This is a genomic window from Xanthobacter sp. ZOL 2024 (assembly GCF_052932325.1).
The window spans coordinates 3,901,927-3,922,101 of sequence record NZ_CM128808.1 but is presented as its reverse complement, the minus strand read 5'-3'; the positions used below and the strand labels follow the sequence as shown (position 1 = coordinate 3,922,101).

Genomic DNA, 20,175 nt, shown 5'->3' with positions numbered 1-20,175 from the left:
TCGCGCCCCCAATTACGGTGCGGTCTGCTGCAGGAGCGCGCACCCGTTCCAGCCCGGACGGGGCACGCCATGTTCTGCAGCCGAGCCGCAACCCGCGAAACAAATCATGAACAGTTTTCTATCTGTTCCTTTTGTGTTCCGCAAGGGTGAAGATCCGATTAAAGCGGCCTAATCCTCGAAAGGAATGATCTCACAGGGGTCGCCCGCCTGCCCGGCGGGGGCGAAAGGGGGGCGCACCAGGAGGCAATCCGCCGCCGAGAGAACGCTGAGCATGGCGCTGTCCTGCGAGGCGAAGGGCGTCACCCGCACCGAGCCATCCGGATCGTGCGCCATCCGCGCGCGCATGAAGTCGCGGCGCATGTCGTTGGCCGGCACCGCCACCGCCAGCCGGGCAGGAGCGGTTGCGGCAGCGGCCGCGCTGTCACCCTGCATGGCCCGCACCAGGGGTTCCAGGAACAGCAACGCGCAGACGTGGGAGGAAACCGGGTTGCCCGGCAGGCCCAGGCACCGCACGCCCTCGCGGCTGCCGAACATGAGTGGCTTGCCCGGGCGCAGGGCGATCTTGTGCACGAAGAGTTCCACCCCTTCCGCACGCAGCGCCGGCGCCATCAGATCGTGATCTCCCACCGAAGCACCGCCGGACGACACCAGAAGATCAAAGGCGCCGCCCAGGGCGCCGGCCACCACCGCGCGGATGGCCTCCAGGTCGTCGCCCACCAGCCCAAGGTCGGTCACCTCCGCGCCAGCGCGCCGGGCCAGGGCCGCGAGGCCGAATGCGTTCGACACCACCACCTCGCTGAGCGCACCGGTAGCATGGCCGGGCAGCACCAGCTCATCGCCGGTCTGAATCAGCGCCACACGCGGACGCCGCGCCACCGGCACGGTGGCGTGGTTCATGGCTGCTGCCAGCATCACGTCACGCCCGGTGAGGCGCCGGCCGGCGCTGAGGCCCGCCCGCCCTTCGGTAAAATCGCAGCCGCGCTTGCGCACGTTGCGCAGCGCCGCTGTCGGTGCCGTGGTGGTCACCGCATCGCCATCACGCGCCGTATTCTCCTGAATCACCACCGTATCGGCACCCTCGGGCACCACCGCGCCGGTGAAGATGCGCACCGCCTGGCCCGGTCCCACCGTGCCCGCGAAGGGCCGGCCGGCGGCCGATTCGCCGATGACGGTGAGGCGGGCGGGGGTCTCGGCGATGTCGGTGCCCCGTACGGCATAGCCATCCATGGCCGACATGTCCGCCGGCGGCTGGGACCGGCGCGCCACAAGGTCGTCGGCGAGCACACGGCCCACCGCCTGGCCCACGGGCACATTTTCTATTCCCAGCAGCGCCGCTGATGCGGTGACGCGGCTCAACGCCTCTTCAACGCTCATCAGGGCCATGATTTTCAATCCTTCTTTTGCCGCCCATGCGCGTTCAGGCGCCGGCCTGCCACAGGCCGCTGCGGCCGCCGGACTTCTCCAGCAGGCGGATGCCGTCGATGCGCATGCCGCGATCCACCGCCTTGGCCATGTCGTAAACGGTGAGGCAGGCCACCGACACGGCGGTGAGCGCCTCCATCTCCACCCCGGTCTGGCCTGCGGTCTTGACCCGCGCGGTCACCCTCAGGCCGGGCAACGCGGCATCCGCCTCCAGCGCCACCTCCACCTTGGAGAGCATCAGCGGATGGCACAGGGGAATGAGATCGGACGTGCGCTTGGCCGCCATGATGCCGGCGATGCGCGAGACGCCGAGGACATCGCCCTTCTTGGCATTGCCGGACAAGATGAGCTCGAGGGTCGCCGCCGCCATCACCACGTGGCCTTCTGCCACCGCCTCGCGGGAGGTGATGGATTTCTCCGACACATCCACCATGCGCGCGGCGCCGTGCTCGTCGAGATGGGTGAGGCTCGCCATGGGAGTGAGGGCTCGCGGGAGGGAATCGTTATATGCAGCCGGGAAGATGGCCCCCCCGGCGCATCCTGTCCACCGCCCCGTGCGCGGCCGAACCGCGCCCATCAGCCTCAGCGCAGCCGCGTCCAGGTCTGCGTCTTGCACAGGGGCGCGATCACACAGCCCCGCAGTTTCAAGCGGTTGTCGCCATCGAGCACGATGCTGCCCGAATAGGTCTTGCCGTCATCCGCATTATAGATGGACCCGCCGGTCCACTCCGATGGCCCGCCGGTGAAGCCGGTGAGAATGGTGAGGCCTTTCAGCGCCCGCCCGCGCAGCCCGGCATTCTGGTTGTGAACATCCTTCAGCGCCGGATCGGCCTTCAACCCCTCCGACGACACCAGCCGCCCGCACAACGCGTTACCGCAATGGGTGATTTCCACCTGTCCACCGCGGGTCGGCGTCTGCCACAGGCCGGTCGGATCCGCCGCCAGCGCCGGCGTGCTCAAGAGACCGAGCACCACCGCGAACGAAAGGGAACGCACGCGCATCATCTTCCTCCCAATGTGGGCCGGCCTCTTCTGGGCCGGTCCAGGCATTAAGGCGGAAACTGACGTATACGGCAAGCCTAGGACGCAAGCAGCCGTGAGGTGGCGCAAGCGACATCATCCTGGCGCATGAGGCTTTCGCCCACCAGGATGGAGTGAATGCCCACGCCCGCCAGCCGGGCCACGTCCGCCGGGGTGAAGATGCCGCTCTCGCCGATGATGATGCGGTCGTCCGGCACCCGCGGCGCCAGGCGCTCGCAGGTGGCAAGGCTGGTCTCGAAGGTGCGCAGATCGCGATTGTTGATGCCGATCAGCCGGCAGGGCAGGGCGAGGGCGCGGTCGAGCTCGCTATCGTCGTGCACCTCCACGATGGCATCCATGCCATATGCCGCCGCCGCCGCCGCGAGATCGGCGGCGAGGGCGTCATCCACCCCGGCCATGATGATGAGGATGCAGTCGGCCCCCCAGGCCCGCGCCTCGGCCACCTGATAGGTGTCGTACATGAAGTCCTTGCGCAGCACCGGCAGCTTCACGGCCGCACGGGCGGCCTTGAGGAAGTCCGGCGCGCCCTGGAACGAGGGGGCATCGGTGAGCACCGAAAGGCAGGTGGCGCCGCCGCGCTCATAGGCCCGCGCCAGCGCCGGCGGATCGAAGTCGGCGCGGATCAGGCCCTTGGAGGGGCTGGCCTTCTTGATTTCGGCGATGAGCGCCGTCTGGCCCTCGGCGATGGTCTGGGTGAGCGCCTCGGCGAACGGGCGCACCCGTGGCGCCGCCTTGGCCGCGGCCTCCACCTCGGCGAGCGGATGGGCGCTCTTGGCGGCGGCGATCTCGTCGCGCTTGTAGGCTTCGATGCGTGTGAGGATGTTGCTCATCAGGCCGCCTCCCCCGCGGCTGCCTCGGAGACGCGCACCAGCGCATCCAGCTTGGCTTTTGCCGCCCCCGAATCAAGGGCGGCCGTGGCCATCTCCACCCCCTGGCGCAGGTCGGACGCACGGCCGGCCACCACCAGGGCGGCGGCGGCATTGAAGACGGAGACGTCGCGATAGGCATTGCGGGCACCGTCGAGCACGGCGCGCAGGGCCGCCGCATTGACCTTGGCGTCGCCCCCCTTCACCGCCTCGGCCGGTGCGCGGGTCAGCCCCACGTCCTCCGGAACCACCTCGAAGGTGCGGATGTGGCCATCCTCCAGCACGGCGATGTCGGTGGCGCCGGAAATGGAGATTTCATCGAGCCCATCGGCGCCGTGCACCACGAAGGCGCGTTCCGCCCCCAGGGTCTTCAGCACTTCCGCCAGCGGAACGATCCACGACTTGGCGAACACGCCCAGCATCTGCAGCTTGACGCCGGCGGGATTGGCCAGTGGGCCCAAAAGGTTGAAAATAGTGCGGGTGCCGAGCTCCACGCGGGTGGGGCCCACATGCTTCATGGCCTGGTGGTGCGCCGGGGCGAACATGAAGCCGATGCCCGCCTCCTCGATACAGCGGCTGATGCCGGCCGGCGGCAGATCGAGCCGCACGCCCAGGGCGGCCAGCACATCGGCAGCGCCGGACTTCGAGGACAGGGCCCGGTTGCCGTGCTTGGCCACCGGCACGCCGGCGCCGGCGGTGATGAAGGAGGCGCAGGTGGAGATATTGTAGGAGCCGGACGCATCGCCACCGGTGCCGACGATGTCCACCGCGCCCGCCGGGGCGGTGACGGGCAGCATCTTGGCGCGCATGACGGAGACCGCGCCGGCGATCTCGTCCACCGTCTCGCCGCGCACCCGCAGTCCCATCAGCAGAGCGCCCATCTGCGAGGGGCTGGCCTCGCCCGACATCATCTTGTTGAACACGAGCGCGGATTCATCCCGGCTGAGGGTCGCGCCGGTGGCCACCTTGCCCAGCAGGGGCTTGAACTCGTCAGTCATCTGTCGTCCTCAGCTCTGGGCCTTGCGCGCATTGAAGGCGTCCGCCAGCTCCAGGAAATTGCGCAGCAAAGCGTGGCCGTTCTCCGAGGCGATGCTCTCGGGGTGGAACTGCACGCCGTGGATGGGCAAGGTCTTGTGGGCGAGCCCCATGATGAGGCCGTCGGCGGTCTCGGCGGTCACCTCGAGGCAGGCGGGCAGGGTGTCCCGCTTCACGATCAGCGAATGGTAACGGGTGGCCTGGAACGGGTGGTTGAGACCCCGGAAGACGCTTTTGCCCGTATGCTCGATCTGCGACAGCTTGCCATGGAGCGGCTGCGGCGCGCGCACCACCTCGCCGCCGAACGCCTGGCCGATGGCCTGGTGCCCGAGGCACACGCCGAACATGGGCACGCTGGCGCCGGCCGCCTGGATGAGGTCCAGGCAGATGCCGGCCTCGGTGGGCGTGCAGGGGCCGGGGGAGAGCACGATGGCTTCCGGCTTTTCGGCCAGGATCTCAGGGATGGTCAGCGCATCGTTGCGATGAACGGTGACGGTGGCGCCGAGCTCGCCCAGATAATGGACGAGGTTGTAGGTGAAGCTGTCGTAATTATCGATCAGCGTGACGGTGGTCATGGCGGTTCCCTGGGAGTAGCCCCGGCGACTTCCGGCCCGACGGCCTGGGAAAAGTGCGGCCGTTAAAGCGCGCCGCGCGGGGTGGGGTCAAGCAAAGGCGGCGAAGGATCGTCAGCGCGCGCCACACCATCGACACCCGAGCCAGGCGGCCGCCGCTGCCACAGGCAGGGTCACAACGCCCAGATGCACCACCGAAAATCGCATCACGAACATGGACAATTCCGCTCCTTCGCGCGGGAAGGTCCACGCGGACGGGTCAGGGCCGGAGCCTAGGACAAGCATGGCCGCAAGGAAAGCGCCGCAAGGCACGCTCAACATTGCGGCCGCAACAGCACGAAGGGTCCGCCAGCGCCCGGGCCCGGCCAGCAGCGCGGCGAACAGCGCGGCGCAGGAGCCGAACGCCGCAAAACCACATCCTGCCGCGCGCCACTCCGCCCCCGGGGTGAAGGCGAGGGCGACCCAGCCCGCGTAAAAGGCGCCGAGCACGCCCATCACCAGCGCGAGCACGCGGGCGAGTGCCCAACGGGTGGGGTCGGCAGGCAGGGGCCCCATCACGGCCTGGTCAGCGCCCCATCACTGCCCTTTGCGCGCGCTGGCGGCGAAGCGCACCGCCTCCTCGCCGGCTCGGAACAGCGCCTTCGCTTTGTTGATGCACTCCTGGTTCTCGCTTTCGGGAACCGAGTCGTAAACGATGCCGGCTCCGGCCTGCACATACATGCGGCCATCCTTCACCACCGCCGTGCGCAGCACGATGCAGGTGTCCATCTCGCCATTGGCGCCGAAATAGCCGATGGCGCCGGCATAGATGCCGCGCTTGTCGCGCTCCAGCTCGTCGATGATCTCCATGGCCCGCACCTTCGGCGCGCCCGAGACCGTGCCGGCCGGGAAGCCGGCCGCCAACGCTTCCAGCGGGCCGCACTTCGGATCCAGCTCGCCTTCCACATTGGAGACGATGTGCATCACCTGGCTGTAGCGCTCGATGAAGAAGCTGTCGGTGACCGAGACGGTGCCGATCTTGGAGACCCGGCCGACGTCGTTGCGGCCGAGATCGAGCAGCATCAGGTGCTCGGAGCGCTCCTTGGGATCGGCCAGAAGCTCGGTGGCGAGCGCCTCGTCCTCGGCCAGGGTGGCGCCGCGGCGGCGGGTGCCGGCGATGGGGCGGATGGTGACCTTGCCCTCGCGCAGCCGCACCAGAATCTCCGGACTGGAGCACACCACCGAGAAGCCGTCGAAATTCAGATAGACCAGGAATGGCGCCGGGTTGATCCGCCGCAGCGCCCGGTAGAGGGAGAAGGGCGGCAGGCTGAACGGGCTCTCGAACCGCTGCGACAGCACCACCTGGAAGATGTCGCCGGCGCGAATGTAGCCCTTCGCCTTTTCCACCATGGCGCAATAGGCGTCGGGCGTGGTGTTGGAGGTCGCCTCCACCGGCGCGTGGAACGGCTCGGGCGCCGGATGGGCGATGGCGCGCTCAAGGCTGCTCACCACGGTTTCCAGCCGCTCTAGCGCGGCCTCGAAGGCCGCCTGGGCGCTCACGCCCGCCTTGGGACGGACCGGCGTGACCGCCGTCAGCTCGTCCTTCACCGCATCGAACACCACCATCAGGGTGGGGCGGATCAGCAGGGCCTCGGGCACGCCGATCGGGTCCGGCTTGGCCGGGCCCAGGCGCTCCATCTGCCGGACCATGTCATAGCCCAGATAGCCGAACACGCCCGCCGCCATGGGCGGGGCTCCTTCCGGCAGGTCGATGGCGGATTCCGCCAGCAGCGCCCGCAGAGCCTGCAGCGGCGGCGCGGCGCAGGCGACGAATGCCGTCTTGTCCTGCTCCGGCGCGCGGTTGATCTCGGCGATGGCGCCGCTGGCGCGAAAGATGAGATCAGGCTTCAGCCCAATCATGGAATAGCGCCCGCGCGACTGGCCGCCTTCAACTGATTCGAGCAGAAAGGCGTTGGGCTCGTCCGCCGCCAGCTTGAGGAAGGCGGAGACCGGGGTTTCAAGATCGGCCACCAGCGTAGTGGACACCACCTGCGCCTCGCCGGCCCGGTAGCGGGCGGCGAAGGCCTCGAAATCGGAAGAGGGGCTCACCGGATCCACGCCTCAGTTGACGGCGTCAGCGCCCACCGACTGGGCGAACACCTGCTGGTTGACGTGGACGCCGATCTGGCTCTGCAGCGCATTGAGATACTGCAGCAGCAGGTCGTTCTCCATCTGCTGGGTCAGGTCGGCGGCGACCCGCGGATCCGAACCCGGCGGCGGCTCGATCACCTTGGTGACCTGGAACACGATGCGGCCGGGGGCGGTGGCGGCCGCGGTCATGCCGAATCCGCCATCCTTGGCCTGGAACACCGCCTGGACGCTTTCGGTGGAGAAATTGCCATCCGCCCGGCCCCGACGCAGGCCGTCCATGGTCTGCAGCGGCAGCTCGGCGGCGCCGGCCACCTCGGCGAGCGGCGTGCCTGCTTCCGCCTTGGCCAGCAACTCCTTGGCCTTGGCCTCCACCGCCTTGGCGATTTCCGCATCCCGCCAGCGGGTCACCACCAGCGCCTTGGCTTCCTCGAAGGTGCGGTCGCGCGAGGGGGTGACCGCATTGGTTTCGTACCACACGAAGCCGCCGTTCTGCGGCAGCTGGACCGTATCGGTCTCCACGCCCGGCGCCGCGGCGAACGCACCGGCGATGACGTCGGCGCCGCCGGGCACCTCGACGGCGGTGCCGGCGGGGGTGTGGCCGGAGCGATCCACCGCGTCGATCACGTCGAGCTTGAGGCCCAGCTTCTGCGCCGCCTCCGCCAGGGTGGCGCCGGAGGCGCGCTCATCCTCGATGGCGTCGTGCTTGTCCAGCAGCTCGCGCCGGGCCTTGGCCAGCGCCAGCTCGTGCATCAGCTCCCCCTTCACCGCCTCGAACGGCTGGGTGGTGCCGGGCACGATGCGCGCCACGTGCACCAGCACGGTGCCGAACCGTCCCTGCACCGGGCCGCTGGTGGCGCCGTCGTCAAGGGCGAATGCCGCATCGGCGATCTTGGGGTCGATGATGGCGCCCTTGGCCACCAGTCCGAGGTCCGTATCGGCGGCGGTCAGGCCGCGTTCCTTGGCGATGTCGACGAACGGCGTGCCCGCCTTAATGCGCTCCAGCGCGGCGGTCGCCTCATCGGGCTTGGCGAACACGATCTGCTGCAGCTCGCGCTGCTCGGGAGAGCCGAAGCGGGCGATCTCGTGCTCATAGGCCGCCTTGGCCTCGTCATTGGTGATGGTGATGCCCCCGGCCAGGGTCTGGGGCGTCAGCGCGAGCACCGAGATCTTGCGATATTCCGGCGCACGGAACGACACCTTGTGCGATTCGAAATAGGCCTTGAGCTGTTCATCGGTGGGCGCGGCGAGGTCGCGGGCGACGCCGGCGGTGACGAGCACATACGACACATTGCGCATCTCGCCGTCGAACCGGTGCAGCGCATCCAGCAGCACCTTGGGGGCCGTGATGCCGGCGCCGAGCGACTGCAGCACCTGATCGCGCAGGGCCCGCTTCTTTTCCGCCGCCACGAATCGCTGCTCGGTCAGGCCATTGGCCCGCAGCAGCTGGTCGAAATAGGCCGCATCGAAGCTGTCGGCGCCGGGACGGCGGTAATTGGGATTGTCGGCAATGGCCTGGGCCATTTGCGCATCACCAATGGCGAGGCCGAGCCTGTGCGCCTCCTCATCGAGGGTGGCATCGGCCAGCATCTGGTTGAGCACCTGACGATCGAGACCGAAGGCGCGCGCCTGCTCCTGGGTCAGGCCGCGACCGGTGCGCCGGCCGATCATCTGGATCTGCTCCAGATACTGATTGCGAAAATCGGCAGCCGGAATCTCGGTCTTGCCCACCGTCGCGATGGTGGAGGCGCCGAAGCCGCGGAAGACGTCTGCAATACCCCAGACAACGAAGCTGAGCGTGAGCACGATGAGGAAGAGCTTGGCGATCCAGCCGGACGCACCCTTGCGGAGAGTCTGAAGTACCATCGTCCATTCGTTCAGTAGGCGCCGGGGCCGGCGCAGAGGCGGCGCATCATAGGGAGGGGGAGGGGGCCCCGCAACGGCGCTGGCCCGGCCATTTGGGGCCGTTTGCGGGCTTTTCTGTGCTCTGCTAGGTGACGGCGAGGAAAGTCAGACCACGGAGACGCCCATGCCCGCCTCGCGCCGCATCCTGATCGCCGGCAACTGGAAGATGAATGGCCTGCGGGCTTCCAAGAGCGAGCTGCGCGCCATCGTCGCCGGCATCGACCGGCCGCTCTCGGCTGCCGTCGACGTGCTGGTGTGCCCGCCGGCCACCCTGCTGGCGGGCTTCGCCGCCGATGTCGCCGGCAGCCCCATCATGCTCGGTGGCCAGGATTGCCATGCCGCCGTCAGCGGCGCGCACACCGGCGACATTTCCGCGGAAATGCTGAAGGACGCCGGCGCGGTGGCGGTGATCGTCGGCCATTCGGAGCGACGCGCCGACCATGGCGAGGGCGATGCCGTGGTCAACGCCAAGGTGAAGGCTGCCTGGCGCGCCGGCCTGCTGCCGGTCGTCTGCGTGGGGGAGACCCTGGCCGAGCGCGAGGCCGGTGACGCGGCCGCCGTGGTGAGCCGCCAGACCCGCCAGTCGATCCCCGACGGCGCCACCGCCGCCACTCTGGTGGTGGCCTATGAACCGGTCTGGGCCATCGGCACCGGCCGCACCCCCACGCCGGAGGATGTGGCACAGGTGCATGCGACCATCCGCGCGGTGCTCACCGAGCGGTTCGGGGCAGAAGGGGCGGGCGTGCGCATTCTCTATGGCGGCTCGGTGAAGCCGGACAATGCCGCCGTCCTGCTGGCGATTCCCGATGTGGACGGAGCGCTGGTGGGCGGCGCCAGCCTGAAGGCGGGTGACTTCCTCGCCATCGCCCGCGGGGCGCTGTGAATCAGTGCGGGGGCAGACGATGCCGTCCACCCCCGCGTCATTCCTCGGCTCTGCTGATCAGAAGGTGATGAGGCCGATCATCTGCTGCAGCAGGTTCAGTTCCTCGCCGCTGGTGGGCGTGGTCTGCGAGACGAAGTCGAACACCTTGCCGTCCTTCATGCCGTACTGGGCGATACGGGTGACGCGGCGATTCTTGTCGAAATAAACGGCCAGAACCTTCTGCTCGGTGATCTCCGGCTTGAGGAAGGCCACCTTCTTCTGCGTCTGCGAGATGTAATAGAAGACGTCGCCATTCAGGGTGGCGACAGTGGACGGCGTGCCGAGCACCAGCAGCACCTGTTCCTGGCTGGACCCCACCGGCACCTGCTCCAGCGCCCCTTCACTCAGCACATACCCGCGATGATAGGTCCGGGTCACACCCGACAGCGACGAGCCGGTGCCGTTGATGGCCGTCGACCCGCAGGCGGAGAGGGTGGTGGCGGCCAAGAGCAGCGTCAGTGCCGCGACGCCCTTGCCCCGCGCGACGCTGAGGGCCTGCGCCTTGCGCTGCGGAGCCGGTCGCGAAATCCCGATGTGCCGTGTCACTACGCGCATCCCCATGTGTTGCTGCACCCGCCGCATTCGGCTCCGGATGCCCCGCCCCGATTGACAGACCCCACGAACGCATGCGCCCGTGTTAAACTTCATTGTCTCGGGCGCACTCTTGCGCCCTGGGCTGCGGCGCGTTACGCCCCGCGCAGCACTTCTCGCACAGCCCACCCGGGCCCTGCGCCACCGCGACTCCAGCCGGACGGACCGTCCAGACCCACGATGTTCAGCCTCTTCCGCCGCTCCAAGACCCGTGAGACCATCGAGCGCCTGTATGGCGCGATCGTGGCACAGTCGCGGCGAGCGGTCTTCTACACCGACTTTGGTGTTCCCGACACAATCGAAGGTCGCTTCGAGATGGTGCTTCTACACACCATTCTGGTCTGCCATCGCCTGAAAGATGGCGGGGAGGCGGAGCGCGCCTTGTCACAGCAGGTGTTCGATACCTTCGTCTCCGACATGGATCGCACCCTGCGGGAGATGGGCGTCGGCGATCTCGGCGTGCCCAAGCGCATGAAGAAGATCGGTGCGGCCTTCTACGGGCGCGCGGCGGCCTATGACGAGGCGCTGGCGCAGGCCGACGATGCGGAGCTGGCCGCGGCGCTGGCCCGCAATATCCTTGAGCGGGATCTGGCCGCGCCCGAGGTGGCGGCGCTGACGGATTACGTCCGCGGCGCCGCGCGCGCCCTCCTTGCCGTGCCGTTTGAAACCCTGGAGCGGGGCGAGCTGACCTTGCCGACGCCCGAGCCGAGGGAAGGGTGAATCATGTCCGACCTGCCATTGTCCTACACCGTGAGCGTGGCCGAGGTGCCGTCCCACGGCCTTGATGTGGAGCTCACGCCCACCGCCGAACAGCGCGCCGCTCTGGCACGCCACGTGGGGCTGCTGGAGGTGCCGCGCTTCATCGCCCGCCTCTCGGTGAAGCCGGAAGGCGCCGACGGCATTCGGGTGACGGGAACGGTGGATGCCGCCGTGGTGCAGACCTGCGGCGTCACCCTCGAGCCGTTCGAGGCACCGCTGGAGGAGGCCGTCGACGTGCATTTCGTACCCGCCGGCACGCCCCTGCCTGAGCACGCGGAAGAGGATGAGGAATTCGATCCGCCGGACGAGATCATCGGTGGGGGAATCGACCTCGGGGCTCTCGCGGTCGAGTTCCTCGCGCTCGGCATTGATCCTTATCCCCGCAAGCCGGGCGCCGTTTTCGAGCCGCCCGCGGAGGATAGCGCCGCGGCCTCGCCCTTCTCCGCCCTTGCCCGACTCAAGGGCGAGAACGACGCTTGAACTCATCTTCGTCGCGAGGGAGTTGCGATGTCGTGGTGAGCCGCTATTGTCCGCGCGCCCGGGATCGGATGGTATCTTGGCAGGGCCGGGGGGCTTCGGCATCCCGGTCGGCCAGGACAGCACCCGGGCCGGGGGGATTTGAGATGGCTGCCGGTCGCTTCGCCCTTCGTCCTCTGCCCGCCAGGGTGGGGCTTCGGCCCGCGCCCGCGCCAATTTCGTGGGAAACGTGTTCTAGATGACCGCATCCGTCCGCATCGCTCTCGACGCCATGGGCGGGGACCATGGTCCCGAGACGGTTCTCGCCGGTGCGGAGATTTCGCTCGTCCGCCATCCGGAAATGACCTTCGTCCTGTACGGGGATGAAGCGCGCCTTCGCGCGGTACTGGAGCGCCACCCGCGCCTGAAGGCCGCCTCGCGCATCGTCCACACCGATGTGGTGGTGGGCATGGACGACAAGCCCAGCCAGGCGCTGCGGCGCGGACGGTACAAATCCACCATGTGGCGGGCCATCGATGCGGTGAAGACCCGGGACGCCGACGCGGCGGTCTCGGCCGGCAACACCGGCGCGCTGATGGCCATGGCCAATTTCAACCTGCGCACCATGCCGGGCATCAGCCGGCCGGCCATCGCCGCGATCTGGCCGACCCTGCGCGGGGAAAGCGTGGTGCTGGATGTGGGCGCCTCCATCGGCGCGAGCGCCAAGAGCCTGGTGGAAATGGCCATCATGGGCTCGGCCATGGCGCGGGTGCTGTTCGGCATCGAGGAGCCGTCCGTCGGACTGCTCAACGTCGGGGTCGAGGAGATCAAGGGCGTCGAGGAGGTGAAGGAGGCGGCGCGGCTGCTGAAGGATGGCAACGTGCCGGTGAACTATCACGGCTTCGTCGAGGGCAACGATATCGGTGCCGGCACGGTGGATGTGGTGGTGACGGAGGGCTTTGCCGGCAACATCGCCCTCAAGACCGCCGAAGGCACCGCCAAGCAGCTCGCCACCTATCTGCGCGCCGCCATGGGGCGCAGCCTGCGCTCCCGCATCGGCTACCTTTTCGCCCGTGATGCGTTTCAGGCGTTGAAGGAAAAGATGGATCCGCGCCGCTCCAACGGCGGCGTTTTCCTCGGCCTCAACGGCATCGTCATCAAGAGCCACGGCGGCACCGACGCGGAAGGGTTCGCTTCCGCGGTGGATCTCGCCTACGACATGGTGCGCGAGGAATTGCTCGCGCGCATCGAAAAAAGTCTCGTCGGCTGCGGGGTGCCGGTGGTGCCCGAAGCTCAGCCGCAGTGCGCCAGGGTGGAAGGTCAATCGTGAGCGGGATCAGGTCAGTCGCCCGGGGCATCGGCTCCTATCTTCCCGAGCGTGTGCTCACCAATGCTGAGCTGGCGCAGCGCGTGGAGACGTCCGATGAATGGATCGTCCAGCGCACCGGCATCCGCCAGCGCCACATCGCGGCGGAAGGCGAGTTCACCTCGCATCTCGGCCTGATCGCCGCCCGACGCGCCCTGGCCGACGCCGGCTTCGCGGCCGCCGACATTGATCTCATCATCGTGGCGACCTCCACGCCCGACCAAACCTTTCCGGCCACCGCCGCGACCATTCAGGCGGAGCTCGGCATCACCCGTGGCGCCGCCTTTGACCTGCAGGCGGTGTGCTCCGGCTTCGTGTTCGCGCTGGCCACGGCCGATGCGCACCTGCGCACCGGCGCGTTCGAGCGGGCGCTGGTGATCGGCGCGGAGACCTTCTCGCGCATTCTCGACTGGGAGGATCGCGGCACCTGCGTGCTGTTCGGCGATGGCGCCGGCGCCATGGTGCTCGAGGCGGTGCAGCATGACGACGCCAAGGGCGCCGGCGTCCTCACCACCCATCTGCGCTCCGACGGGCGCCACCGCGCCAAGCTCTATGTGGATGGCGGCCCGTCTTCCACCGGCACCGTGGGGCACCTGCGCATGGAAGGGCGCGAGGTGTTCAAGCACGCGGTGGGCATGATCACCGACGTGATCACCGATGCCTTCGCCGCCACCGGCGAAAGCGCCGAGAGCATCGACTGGTTCGTGCCCCATCAGGCCAACCGTCGCATCATCGACGCCAGCGCGCAGAAGCTGGGGATCGCGCCGGAAAAGGTGGTGACCACCGTCGACCTGCACGGCAATACCTCCGCGGCCTCCATTCCCCTGGCCCTCGACGTGGCGTGGCGCGACGGCCGGCTGCAGCGCGGACAGATGGTTCTGCTGGAAGCCATGGGCGGCGGTTTCACCTGGGGTTCGGCGCTGCTGCGCTGGTGAAGCGCCCGTGCGGCATATTGGTGAATTGCGTTGACCATACCGTCACCCCGCGGCTAGGTTTCAGCAGATCGGGTGTCCTTCCGGATGTTGGCGGCAGACGTTGGAAGGCACGCGATCTTGTCCAATCCGACCGATGTCATCGGTCGGAGTGACGCGCCAGGGTGGTTGAGTACAACCTCGAATGGAATTGGCGCGCCTCTCTAGGGGTCGGGGAGACACATGGCTGGTCGGACTGTCACGCGAGCGGACCTTTGTGAAGCCGTCTATCAGCAAGTCGGGCTGTCGCGCACCGAATCCGCTGCGCTGGTCGAGCTGGTGTTGAAGGAAATCGCCGATTGCCTGGCGCGGGGGGAGACTGTGAAGCTCTCCTCGTTCGGCTCGTTCGTGGTCCGCGAGAAGGGCGAGCGCATCGGCCGCAATCCCAAGACCGGGCAGGAAGTGCCCATCGACCCGCGCAAGGTGATGGTCTTCAAGCCCTCCAGCATCCTCAAGCAGCGCATCAACGGCCAGGCGCCGGATAGCGTGGAAGAGGATTGATAACGTTACATTCGACCTGAGCTTTCCGCTGCTAGCCGTTGTCAGTATGATTCCGGCTCCTACCTGCGGTGCGGGTCGCGATTCGGCGCTCTGATGTGCCTTCCCCGCGTTCGCCGTCCGGTAGAACGGGAGAAGGGTGACACCAGGTGGCCGACGCGCGCGAAAGCGAAAAGGACCCGGGCGCCTTCCGGACCATCAGCGAGGTCGCGGAAGAGCTCAACCTGCCGCAGCACGTGCTGCGCTTCTGGGAGACCCGGTTCGCCCAGATCAAGCCGGTGAAGCGCGCCGGCGGGCGGCGCTTCTACCGCCCGGAAGATGTGGACCTGCTGCGCGGCATCCGCCAGCTGCTCTACAGTGAAGGCTACACCATAAAAGGCGTCCAGAAGATCCTGAAAGACCAGGGGATTCGGCACGTTCAAGATCTTGGCGTGGAACGCGACGTAGCGGCCATCCGCTCGGCCGCGGCGGCGGAGTCCGAGGGCACCACCTTTGGCGGTCTGCTTGGCCTGCTGCCGCGCCGCAAGGCGAAGGAGCGGGACGTGGCGACCGATGAGGCGCCGACGGCCGGCGGCGAGCTGCCGCTGCCGTTCCCCGATGCCGATGTGGATCGAGAGCTGGCGTTCGAGCGGGAGATGCCGGCGGCCCCCCTGTTGCGCGGCGAGGCCCGCGAGCGGCGGCTCGAAGAGCGGCGTTTCGATGATGACGGGCACTATGAAGAGCGGATCTATGAAGAGCGCCGCATAGCCCCCGAACGGGCCGCGGAGCCGCCGCGCCGTGCGCCACCGCGCGCTGCCGGCGCATATCCGCATCATGAGCCCTATTTCGAGGCGCCCTTCCAGGAGCGCGGGCGGAGCGTGCGCGACGATCGCGATGACGAGGACCCGCGTCGGCACGTCCAGCATGCCGTGCACCAGGAGACCCGCGCGGCGCGCTATGCGGAGGAGGCGGCCCCCGAGGAGACTGGCCCGGGGGAGACTGGCCCGGAGGACCTGCCGCCCGAGCAAATGGACATGGACGAGACATGGGGCGATCCTCCGGGCTGGGATGCTTCATCGACCTGGGACGACACGCCGGAACCGCCGCGGGCGGCGGCCCGTGCCACGGCTGATGACGCGCGCGCGCCCCGGCGGCGCGATCCTCGAGACGACGAGCAGGGGCGGCGGCAGGACCCCTCCTTCGCCCCACCACGGGTACCCGCGGCCGTCCGGCCGGAACCGGTCGTGCAGCGTCGTCCCACCCGGGGCCCCGCAGCCCGCATCACCAGCCTGCCGGTCGCAGAGGAGATGGAGGATCCGCTCCTGCCTTTCCTCGATCACGAGCCGCAGCCTGCGGTATCCGAGCCCCTGGAAGATCGGATTCGCCGCCTGAAGGCGCGCGAACCGGGCCCGCCGGAAGAATATCTGCCGCCCAAGCTGCGCCATCGCGATCCCGCGCGGCCTCAGGAGCCGCGCCCGGCGCCGCGACAGCGGGATGACGTGCCCCCGCCCGGCACCTATTGGCCGGAGCTCGCCCGGGCCGAGGCTGAAGAACCGCCCCCCCGTCGTGCCCCTGTGCGGCAACCGCCGGACCGGGAAAGGATAGAGCCGCAGGACGCTGCGCGACACGACAATCGGCGACAGGCTGCCCCCCTCGAGGCGGATCGGACAGCCTATGCGGAGCCACGCCCCGCCGCTCCGCGCCGTGAGGCGGTCGCTCCTGCGGCCCGCACCGCGGCCCCGCCGCCCGAAGACGCGTGGGACGACACCGACGATTTCGATGCGCGTTCCGACCACGCGGAGCCCGACGCCAACGCCCCCGAATACAATTCCGAACGGTGGGCGGACGCTCGGCCCGACTGGGAGGCCGAGAACGATGCGCCGGCAGAGGAGTGGCCGGAGGACTGGGACACGCCGGCGCCGGCCCGCGCGCCCACGGCCGCGCCACGCGCCGCAGCGGCTGCGGCGCAGCACGCGTCGCCCCATGGCGGCAGGGCGGCCCCCCTGGCGATGGCTCAGCCCCCGGCACCCGCCGCATTGCGTACCGCGCCTCCAGTGCCGTCGATCACCGACCTGGACGACGCGGATGATCTCGATGACGCGGGAGACGAGGAGATCGACATGCCGCCTTTGCCCGCGCGCGGCAGCCTGAGTGCCGCTCCGGCCCGACAGCAAAGCGCGAGCATGTCGGCTGGCGGCGCACGCGGGCCGCAGGCGCGGGAGAGCCACGCTGGCACGGGCCGGCAGAACGTCGGGGACCCCGCCGCGTCGCCACACCGCGCTTCGCCACCAGAACCAGCTCCGTCCCGTCCCGCGCGCCAGGCCGCACCGGCGCCCGGCCCGATGCGGGTGGGCCCGCTGACGGGACCGCTGGAGGATGAGCCTTATGCCCCGGCCGCCGCACCGGCGTCGCCAGCGGGTGCGTCCTTTGCCGCTGCCTACCCCGCACCCCATGGTGCACCTCACGGCGCACCTTGGGGCATGGCCGGCGAGGCAGCCACCTATGGGCAGGCACCCGCACCCGGAGGCACGCCGCTGCCGTTGCCGGGGGCGTCATATGCCGGGGTCGGCGCGTGGCCGGTGCGTGATCCTTATGAGATGTCCCGCATGGTGCGGCCGGAGACCTATGCGCCACCGGCGCCGGATCCGCGCGTGATGCCGCCGATGGCCGGGGTGCAGCCGATTCTGTCGCGGGATGATGTGCACCGCCTGCAGGCGGCGCTCTATGAGCTCGGCGAATGCCGGCGCCTGCTGAACGACGTCGTTGAGAAGAAGGAGCCCGAGGAGGCCCCCGGCACGGCCGGAAAAGCGACTTGACGCAACGTATCTCTCATTCCGGCCGCGCATGCCACCGCGGTGGCGTTACTCGACCACCGAAACGGACACCTTGGTGATCCCGTGGCTGGTGAAGCCGAGGTGGCTGGCGGCGGCACGGGAGACATCGATGATGCGTCCGCGCACGAAGGGACCGCGATCGTTGATCCGGACAACGACGGTCTTGCCGTTCTTCAGGTTGGTGACACGCACCTTGGTTCCGAACGGAAGCTTCCGGTGGGCCGCAGTCATGGCCTCCGGGTTGAACTTCTCTCCGTTCGCGGTGCGCTGGCTCTGCCAATAGAATGAGGCGATGCCGGTGGAGGTGTCTGCACGTGCCGAGCCGGGCGCGAACGCCATCAAGCTCAACGCCGCGCAGGACATGACCACGCGTTTCTTCATGCGTCCGGTCTTCCTTGTTGTTGAGGACAAGGCCGAATGCCCCTTGATTGTGTTCACAATGTCTCGATTCGGGGTCACGGCAGGGGCAATTGTCTGTGACTTGCCGCATTTCCGCCGCATTTACATCAGCGCAGCTTCTGCTTGTGGTGGTAAAGAGTCCGATTGTTCCGAGGGTTGCGGCCGCTCCGGCGGCTTTCGATAACCGATGCGGGCCTCAGCTGTGGATGCCTGGGGACGAATGCGGGGCAGGGGAGAATAGGGCTTGTGGTCCCGGAAATGATGGTCTAAGCCTCCCCCCACGTCGGAGCGTAGCGCAGCCCGGTTAGCGCACTAGTCTGGGGGACTAGGGGTCGGAGGTTCAAATCCTCTCGCTCCGACCATTTCAAAATCCCCACTGTCTTCATGATGATCCCCACCGAAGATGGCGCCCCAGGGCGCCTTTTTCGTTTGGAACGGGCGCACTCACCATTGCGGACCCCGTTCCGCTTCTGTTTGAGCTGGCGCCCTTCCGGCGTTACATGGGCGCAGATCCCTTTTTGACGGCGACTCCATGGGAGCAACGCCGGCGCGCCGAGGTCCACATGTCCCTGACGGTCACCATATTGGGTTGCGGTTCATCCGGCGGCGTGCCGCGGGTGGGGCAGGGCTGGGGCGCCTGCGATCCCGCGGAACCGCGCAACCGTCGTCGGCGCTGCTCCATTCTCGTTCAGCGCACCGGCCCCGGCGGCACCACGACAGTGCTGGTGGACACCTCGCCCGATCTGCGCGAGCAGCTCCTCGACGCCGATGTCCGGGCCCTCGACGGCGTGCTCTTCACCCACGCGCACGCTGACCATACCCATGGCATCGACGACCTGCGGCCGCTCGCCATCGAGCATCGCAAGCGCATCGACGTGTTTGCCGACGACGATACCCTGCGCGCCCTGCGCAAGCGCTTCGGCTATTGCTTCGAAACGCCACCCGGCAGCGCCTATCCGCCCATCCTGAACGCCCACACCTTCGTGGAGGGCAGGGAGGTGGTGGTGGAAGGGGCGGGCGGCCCCATTGTGGCGCTGCCCTTTCTGCAGCACCACGGCGACATCGATTCCTTCGGCTTTCGCTTCGGCGACATGGCCTATTCGAGCGACGTGAACGGCCTGCCCGAAGCCTCATTGGCCCAGCTGCACCATCTCGATGTCTGGATCATCGACGTGCTGCGCTATGCGCCGCATCCCTCGCATTTCACCTTCGACGAGGCGCTGGGACACATCGCCCGGCTAAAGCCGCGCCGCGCCATCCTGACGGATCTGCATACCGACCTGGATTATGGAACTCTCGCCCGTCAGTGTCCCGCAGGCGTCGAGCCGGCCTATGACGGGATGAGCTTCGAGGTGGCGGCTCCGGTCTGGCATGGCTCTGCCGATTTGACCCCGTCGGCGACCGAAGGCTGAGCACCAAACTGAGTGCCGCAGATTCGCGCGACACATTGATATCTGACCACAACATACTGAAATCAAATTGTAGTTTTGTGAAGGCCGGGACGCTACAGCGGCAACAACAGCGGCGCGGCGCAAATCCCATCCAGCTGCTGTGCTTTGGCCCCGAAGAGATATTTGTTCCATAATATCTCTTCTGCGACTCGCGCCAATCTGGGCCGGAGCCTACGCCTCATGGCCTCCAGATCGGCTCGCGTGGCTCAACAAGTCTCACTGGCCATCCACCATCAGGTCAGGTCATGACGTGCACGCCTCGCAAGCGCGGGCGGATGGCAGTGACCGCAGATGCGCCGGGGTCCCATCGGCACCGAGGATGTCGGGCTGCGACGCGCCACAAGGCCGTGCGACCGCAGGAGCCTTGCCACCGGGGGTCCCTTAGGGTGCCACGGGCCGGCCTGCCCTACCCTGGCAGCCGCCTCCGGGCCCATGGACGCTATCCGCGGGGATGCTCGGGCTTGAGGTCCACCATGGGCGTTCCATCGAGGCAATCGAGGCCGCGCACCTTGAGGCGCGTGCCATCCACCTCCAATAAGGTCACGATGGATGAGGCGATGGGGTTCGGCCGCACGGGCGAGCGCAGGGCAAAGGTGCCCACCACGCTGCCGTCGTGGCGCGGTGTCTGCACCACCAGATCGCGCCGCGCCTGATCCATCCAGTAAAGCACCTGGAGGTTCGCATTCTCGCCGATGCCGGTGAGCGCCTCCGCCCATCGCGGATCGATGTCCAGGATGCACACCGGCCCGTGCTGCGGATCCCCGCGACGGGGGCAGGCGCCGCGATCGGTCCAGGGGGTGCGGATGCGACCGATGAAATAGACCTGGGCGTCGTAGTGGTCCGGCAGGGCCACGGACTTTTCTCCCGGACGGATGCTGGCGTCGTGATCGCCGGACGGAATATCGCTCATCGAAGGGTCCTGCTGGCGAATAGGTTCTGGCGCCGAGCATTCACCGCCCATACTGAGTCGGCGAGGCCACC

Annotated in this window: 19 protein-coding genes, 1 tRNA gene and 1 pseudogene; 9 read left to right on the top strand and 12 right to left on the bottom strand. The window is 68.2% G+C overall.

Annotated elements, in window-relative coordinates; genetic code table 11:
• Positions 1-168: 168 nt before the first annotated feature.
• The 9 genes from ACU4E7_RS17990 to ACU4E7_RS17950 all read right to left on the bottom strand — a co-directional run bounded on the left by ACU4E7_RS17990 (position 169) and on the right by ACU4E7_RS17950 (position 8,929).
• Complete coding sequence (locus ACU4E7_RS17990) at positions 169-1,383, bottom strand: molybdopterin molybdotransferase MoeA (protein WP_447019694.1); 1,215 nt, start codon at positions 1,381-1,383, stop codon at positions 169-171.
• A gap of 34 nt (positions 1,384-1,417) precedes the next feature.
• Positions 1,418-1,897, bottom strand: coding sequence for a cyclic pyranopterin monophosphate synthase MoaC (gene moaC / locus ACU4E7_RS17985; protein WP_447019693.1), 480 nt, complete (start codon positions 1,895-1,897; stop codon positions 1,418-1,420).
• Positions 1,898-2,004: 107 nt separating this feature from the next.
• Entirely contained in the window at positions 2,005-2,427 is a 423-nt protein-coding gene (locus tag ACU4E7_RS17980) for a DUF2147 domain-containing protein (RefSeq protein WP_447019692.1), read from the bottom strand.
• 74 nt (positions 2,428-2,501) lie between these two features.
• The gene (gene trpC, locus ACU4E7_RS17975; protein ID WP_447019691.1) at positions 2,502-3,293 is read right to left on the bottom strand and encodes an indole-3-glycerol phosphate synthase TrpC; all 792 of its coding nucleotides are present in this window, start codon (positions 3,291-3,293) and stop codon (positions 2,502-2,504) included.
• Positions 3,293-4,327, bottom strand: coding sequence for an anthranilate phosphoribosyltransferase (gene trpD / locus ACU4E7_RS17970; RefSeq protein ID WP_447019690.1), 1,035 nt, complete (start codon positions 4,325-4,327; stop codon positions 3,293-3,295). Before trpD ends, trpC begins: the two co-directional genes overlap by 1 nt.
• A gap of 9 nt (positions 4,328-4,336) precedes the next feature.
• Positions 4,337-4,939: an anthranilate synthase component II gene (locus ACU4E7_RS17965; RefSeq protein ID WP_238122626.1), complete on the bottom strand. Its 603-nt coding sequence runs from the start codon at positions 4,937-4,939 to the stop codon at positions 4,337-4,339.
• Positions 4,940-5,050: 111 nt separating this feature from the next.
• A complete protein-coding gene (locus tag ACU4E7_RS17960; RefSeq protein WP_238122627.1) occupies positions 5,051-5,446 on the bottom strand; it encodes a hypothetical protein in 396 nt (131 codons plus the stop codon).
• Between the two features lie 66 nt (positions 5,447-5,512).
• A complete protein-coding gene (trpE, locus tag ACU4E7_RS17955; protein WP_238122628.1) occupies positions 5,513-7,024 on the bottom strand; it encodes an anthranilate synthase component I in 1,512 nt (503 codons plus the stop codon).
• Between the two features lie 12 nt (positions 7,025-7,036).
• Positions 7,037-8,929, bottom strand: coding sequence for a SurA N-terminal domain-containing protein (locus ACU4E7_RS17950; RefSeq protein ID WP_447019689.1), 1,893 nt, complete (start codon positions 8,927-8,929; stop codon positions 7,037-7,039).
• Positions 8,930-9,092: 163 nt separating this feature from the next.
• Here ACU4E7_RS17950 and tpiA point away from each other — a divergent pair, with 163 nt between their 5' ends.
• Positions 9,093-9,851 carry a triose-phosphate isomerase gene (gene tpiA, locus ACU4E7_RS17945; protein ID WP_447019688.1) on the top strand — a complete coding sequence of 253 codons (759 nt, stop codon included), beginning with the start codon at positions 9,093-9,095 and terminating at the stop codon, positions 9,849-9,851.
• Between the two features lie 57 nt (positions 9,852-9,908).
• Here the strand turns inward: tpiA and ACU4E7_RS17940 are convergent, their stop codons facing one another.
• Entirely contained in the window at positions 9,909-10,436 is a 528-nt protein-coding gene (locus ACU4E7_RS17940; RefSeq protein WP_443266877.1) for an outer membrane protein assembly factor BamE, read from the bottom strand.
• A gap of 225 nt (positions 10,437-10,661) precedes the next feature.
• On the opposite strand from ACU4E7_RS17940, the gene ACU4E7_RS17935 reads away from it, so the two are divergent.
• From ACU4E7_RS17935 to ACU4E7_RS17910, 6 genes and pseudogenes are all read left to right on the top strand, one after another.
• Positions 10,662-11,201, top strand: coding sequence for a ubiquinol-cytochrome C chaperone family protein (locus tag ACU4E7_RS17935; RefSeq protein WP_447019687.1), 540 nt, complete (start codon positions 10,662-10,664; stop codon positions 11,199-11,201).
• Between the two features lie 3 nt (positions 11,202-11,204).
• Positions 11,205-11,720: a YceD family protein gene (locus ACU4E7_RS17930; protein WP_447019686.1), complete on the top strand. Its 516-nt coding sequence runs from the start codon at positions 11,205-11,207 to the stop codon at positions 11,718-11,720.
• 235 nt (positions 11,721-11,955) lie between these two features.
• The gene (plsX, locus tag ACU4E7_RS17925) at positions 11,956-13,026 is read left to right on the top strand and encodes a phosphate acyltransferase PlsX (protein WP_238122633.1); all 1,071 of its coding nucleotides are present in this window, start codon (positions 11,956-11,958) and stop codon (positions 13,024-13,026) included.
• Positions 13,023-13,997, top strand: a complete 975-nt coding sequence (locus ACU4E7_RS17920; RefSeq protein ID WP_238122634.1) for a beta-ketoacyl-ACP synthase III — start codon at positions 13,023-13,025, stop codon at positions 13,995-13,997. Before plsX ends, ACU4E7_RS17920 begins: the two co-directional genes overlap by 4 nt.
• A 219-nt stretch (positions 13,998-14,216) precedes the next feature.
• Positions 14,217-14,534: an integration host factor subunit alpha gene (locus tag ACU4E7_RS17915; RefSeq protein ID WP_447019685.1), complete on the top strand. Its 318-nt coding sequence runs from the start codon at positions 14,217-14,219 to the stop codon at positions 14,532-14,534.
• Between the two features lie 146 nt (positions 14,535-14,680).
• A pseudogene (locus ACU4E7_RS17910) lies at positions 14,681-14,939 on the top strand (MerR family transcriptional regulator); the annotation flags it as partial.
• A gap of 2,432 nt (positions 14,940-17,371) precedes the next feature.
• Here the strand turns inward: ACU4E7_RS17910 and ACU4E7_RS17905 are convergent.
• A complete protein-coding gene (locus ACU4E7_RS17905; protein ID WP_443266882.1) occupies positions 17,372-17,725 on the bottom strand; it encodes a septal ring lytic transglycosylase RlpA family protein in 354 nt (117 codons plus the stop codon).
• 302 nt (positions 17,726-18,027) lie between these two features.
• Between ACU4E7_RS17905 and ACU4E7_RS17900 the strand changes: the two genes are divergently transcribed.
• Positions 18,028-18,105 (top strand) — tRNA-Pro (locus ACU4E7_RS17900).
• 201 nt (positions 18,106-18,306) lie between these two features.
• Positions 18,307-19,155, top strand: a complete 849-nt coding sequence (locus ACU4E7_RS17895; protein WP_238122636.1) for an MBL fold metallo-hydrolase — start codon at positions 18,307-18,309, stop codon at positions 19,153-19,155.
• A gap of 478 nt (positions 19,156-19,633) precedes the next feature.
• On the opposite strand, the gene tsaA is transcribed toward ACU4E7_RS17895, so the two are convergent.
• Complete coding sequence (gene tsaA, locus ACU4E7_RS17890; protein ID WP_447019684.1) at positions 19,634-20,104, bottom strand: tRNA (N6-threonylcarbamoyladenosine(37)-N6)-methyltransferase TrmO; 471 nt, start codon at positions 20,102-20,104, stop codon at positions 19,634-19,636.
• Positions 20,105-20,175 lie beyond the last annotated feature (71 nt).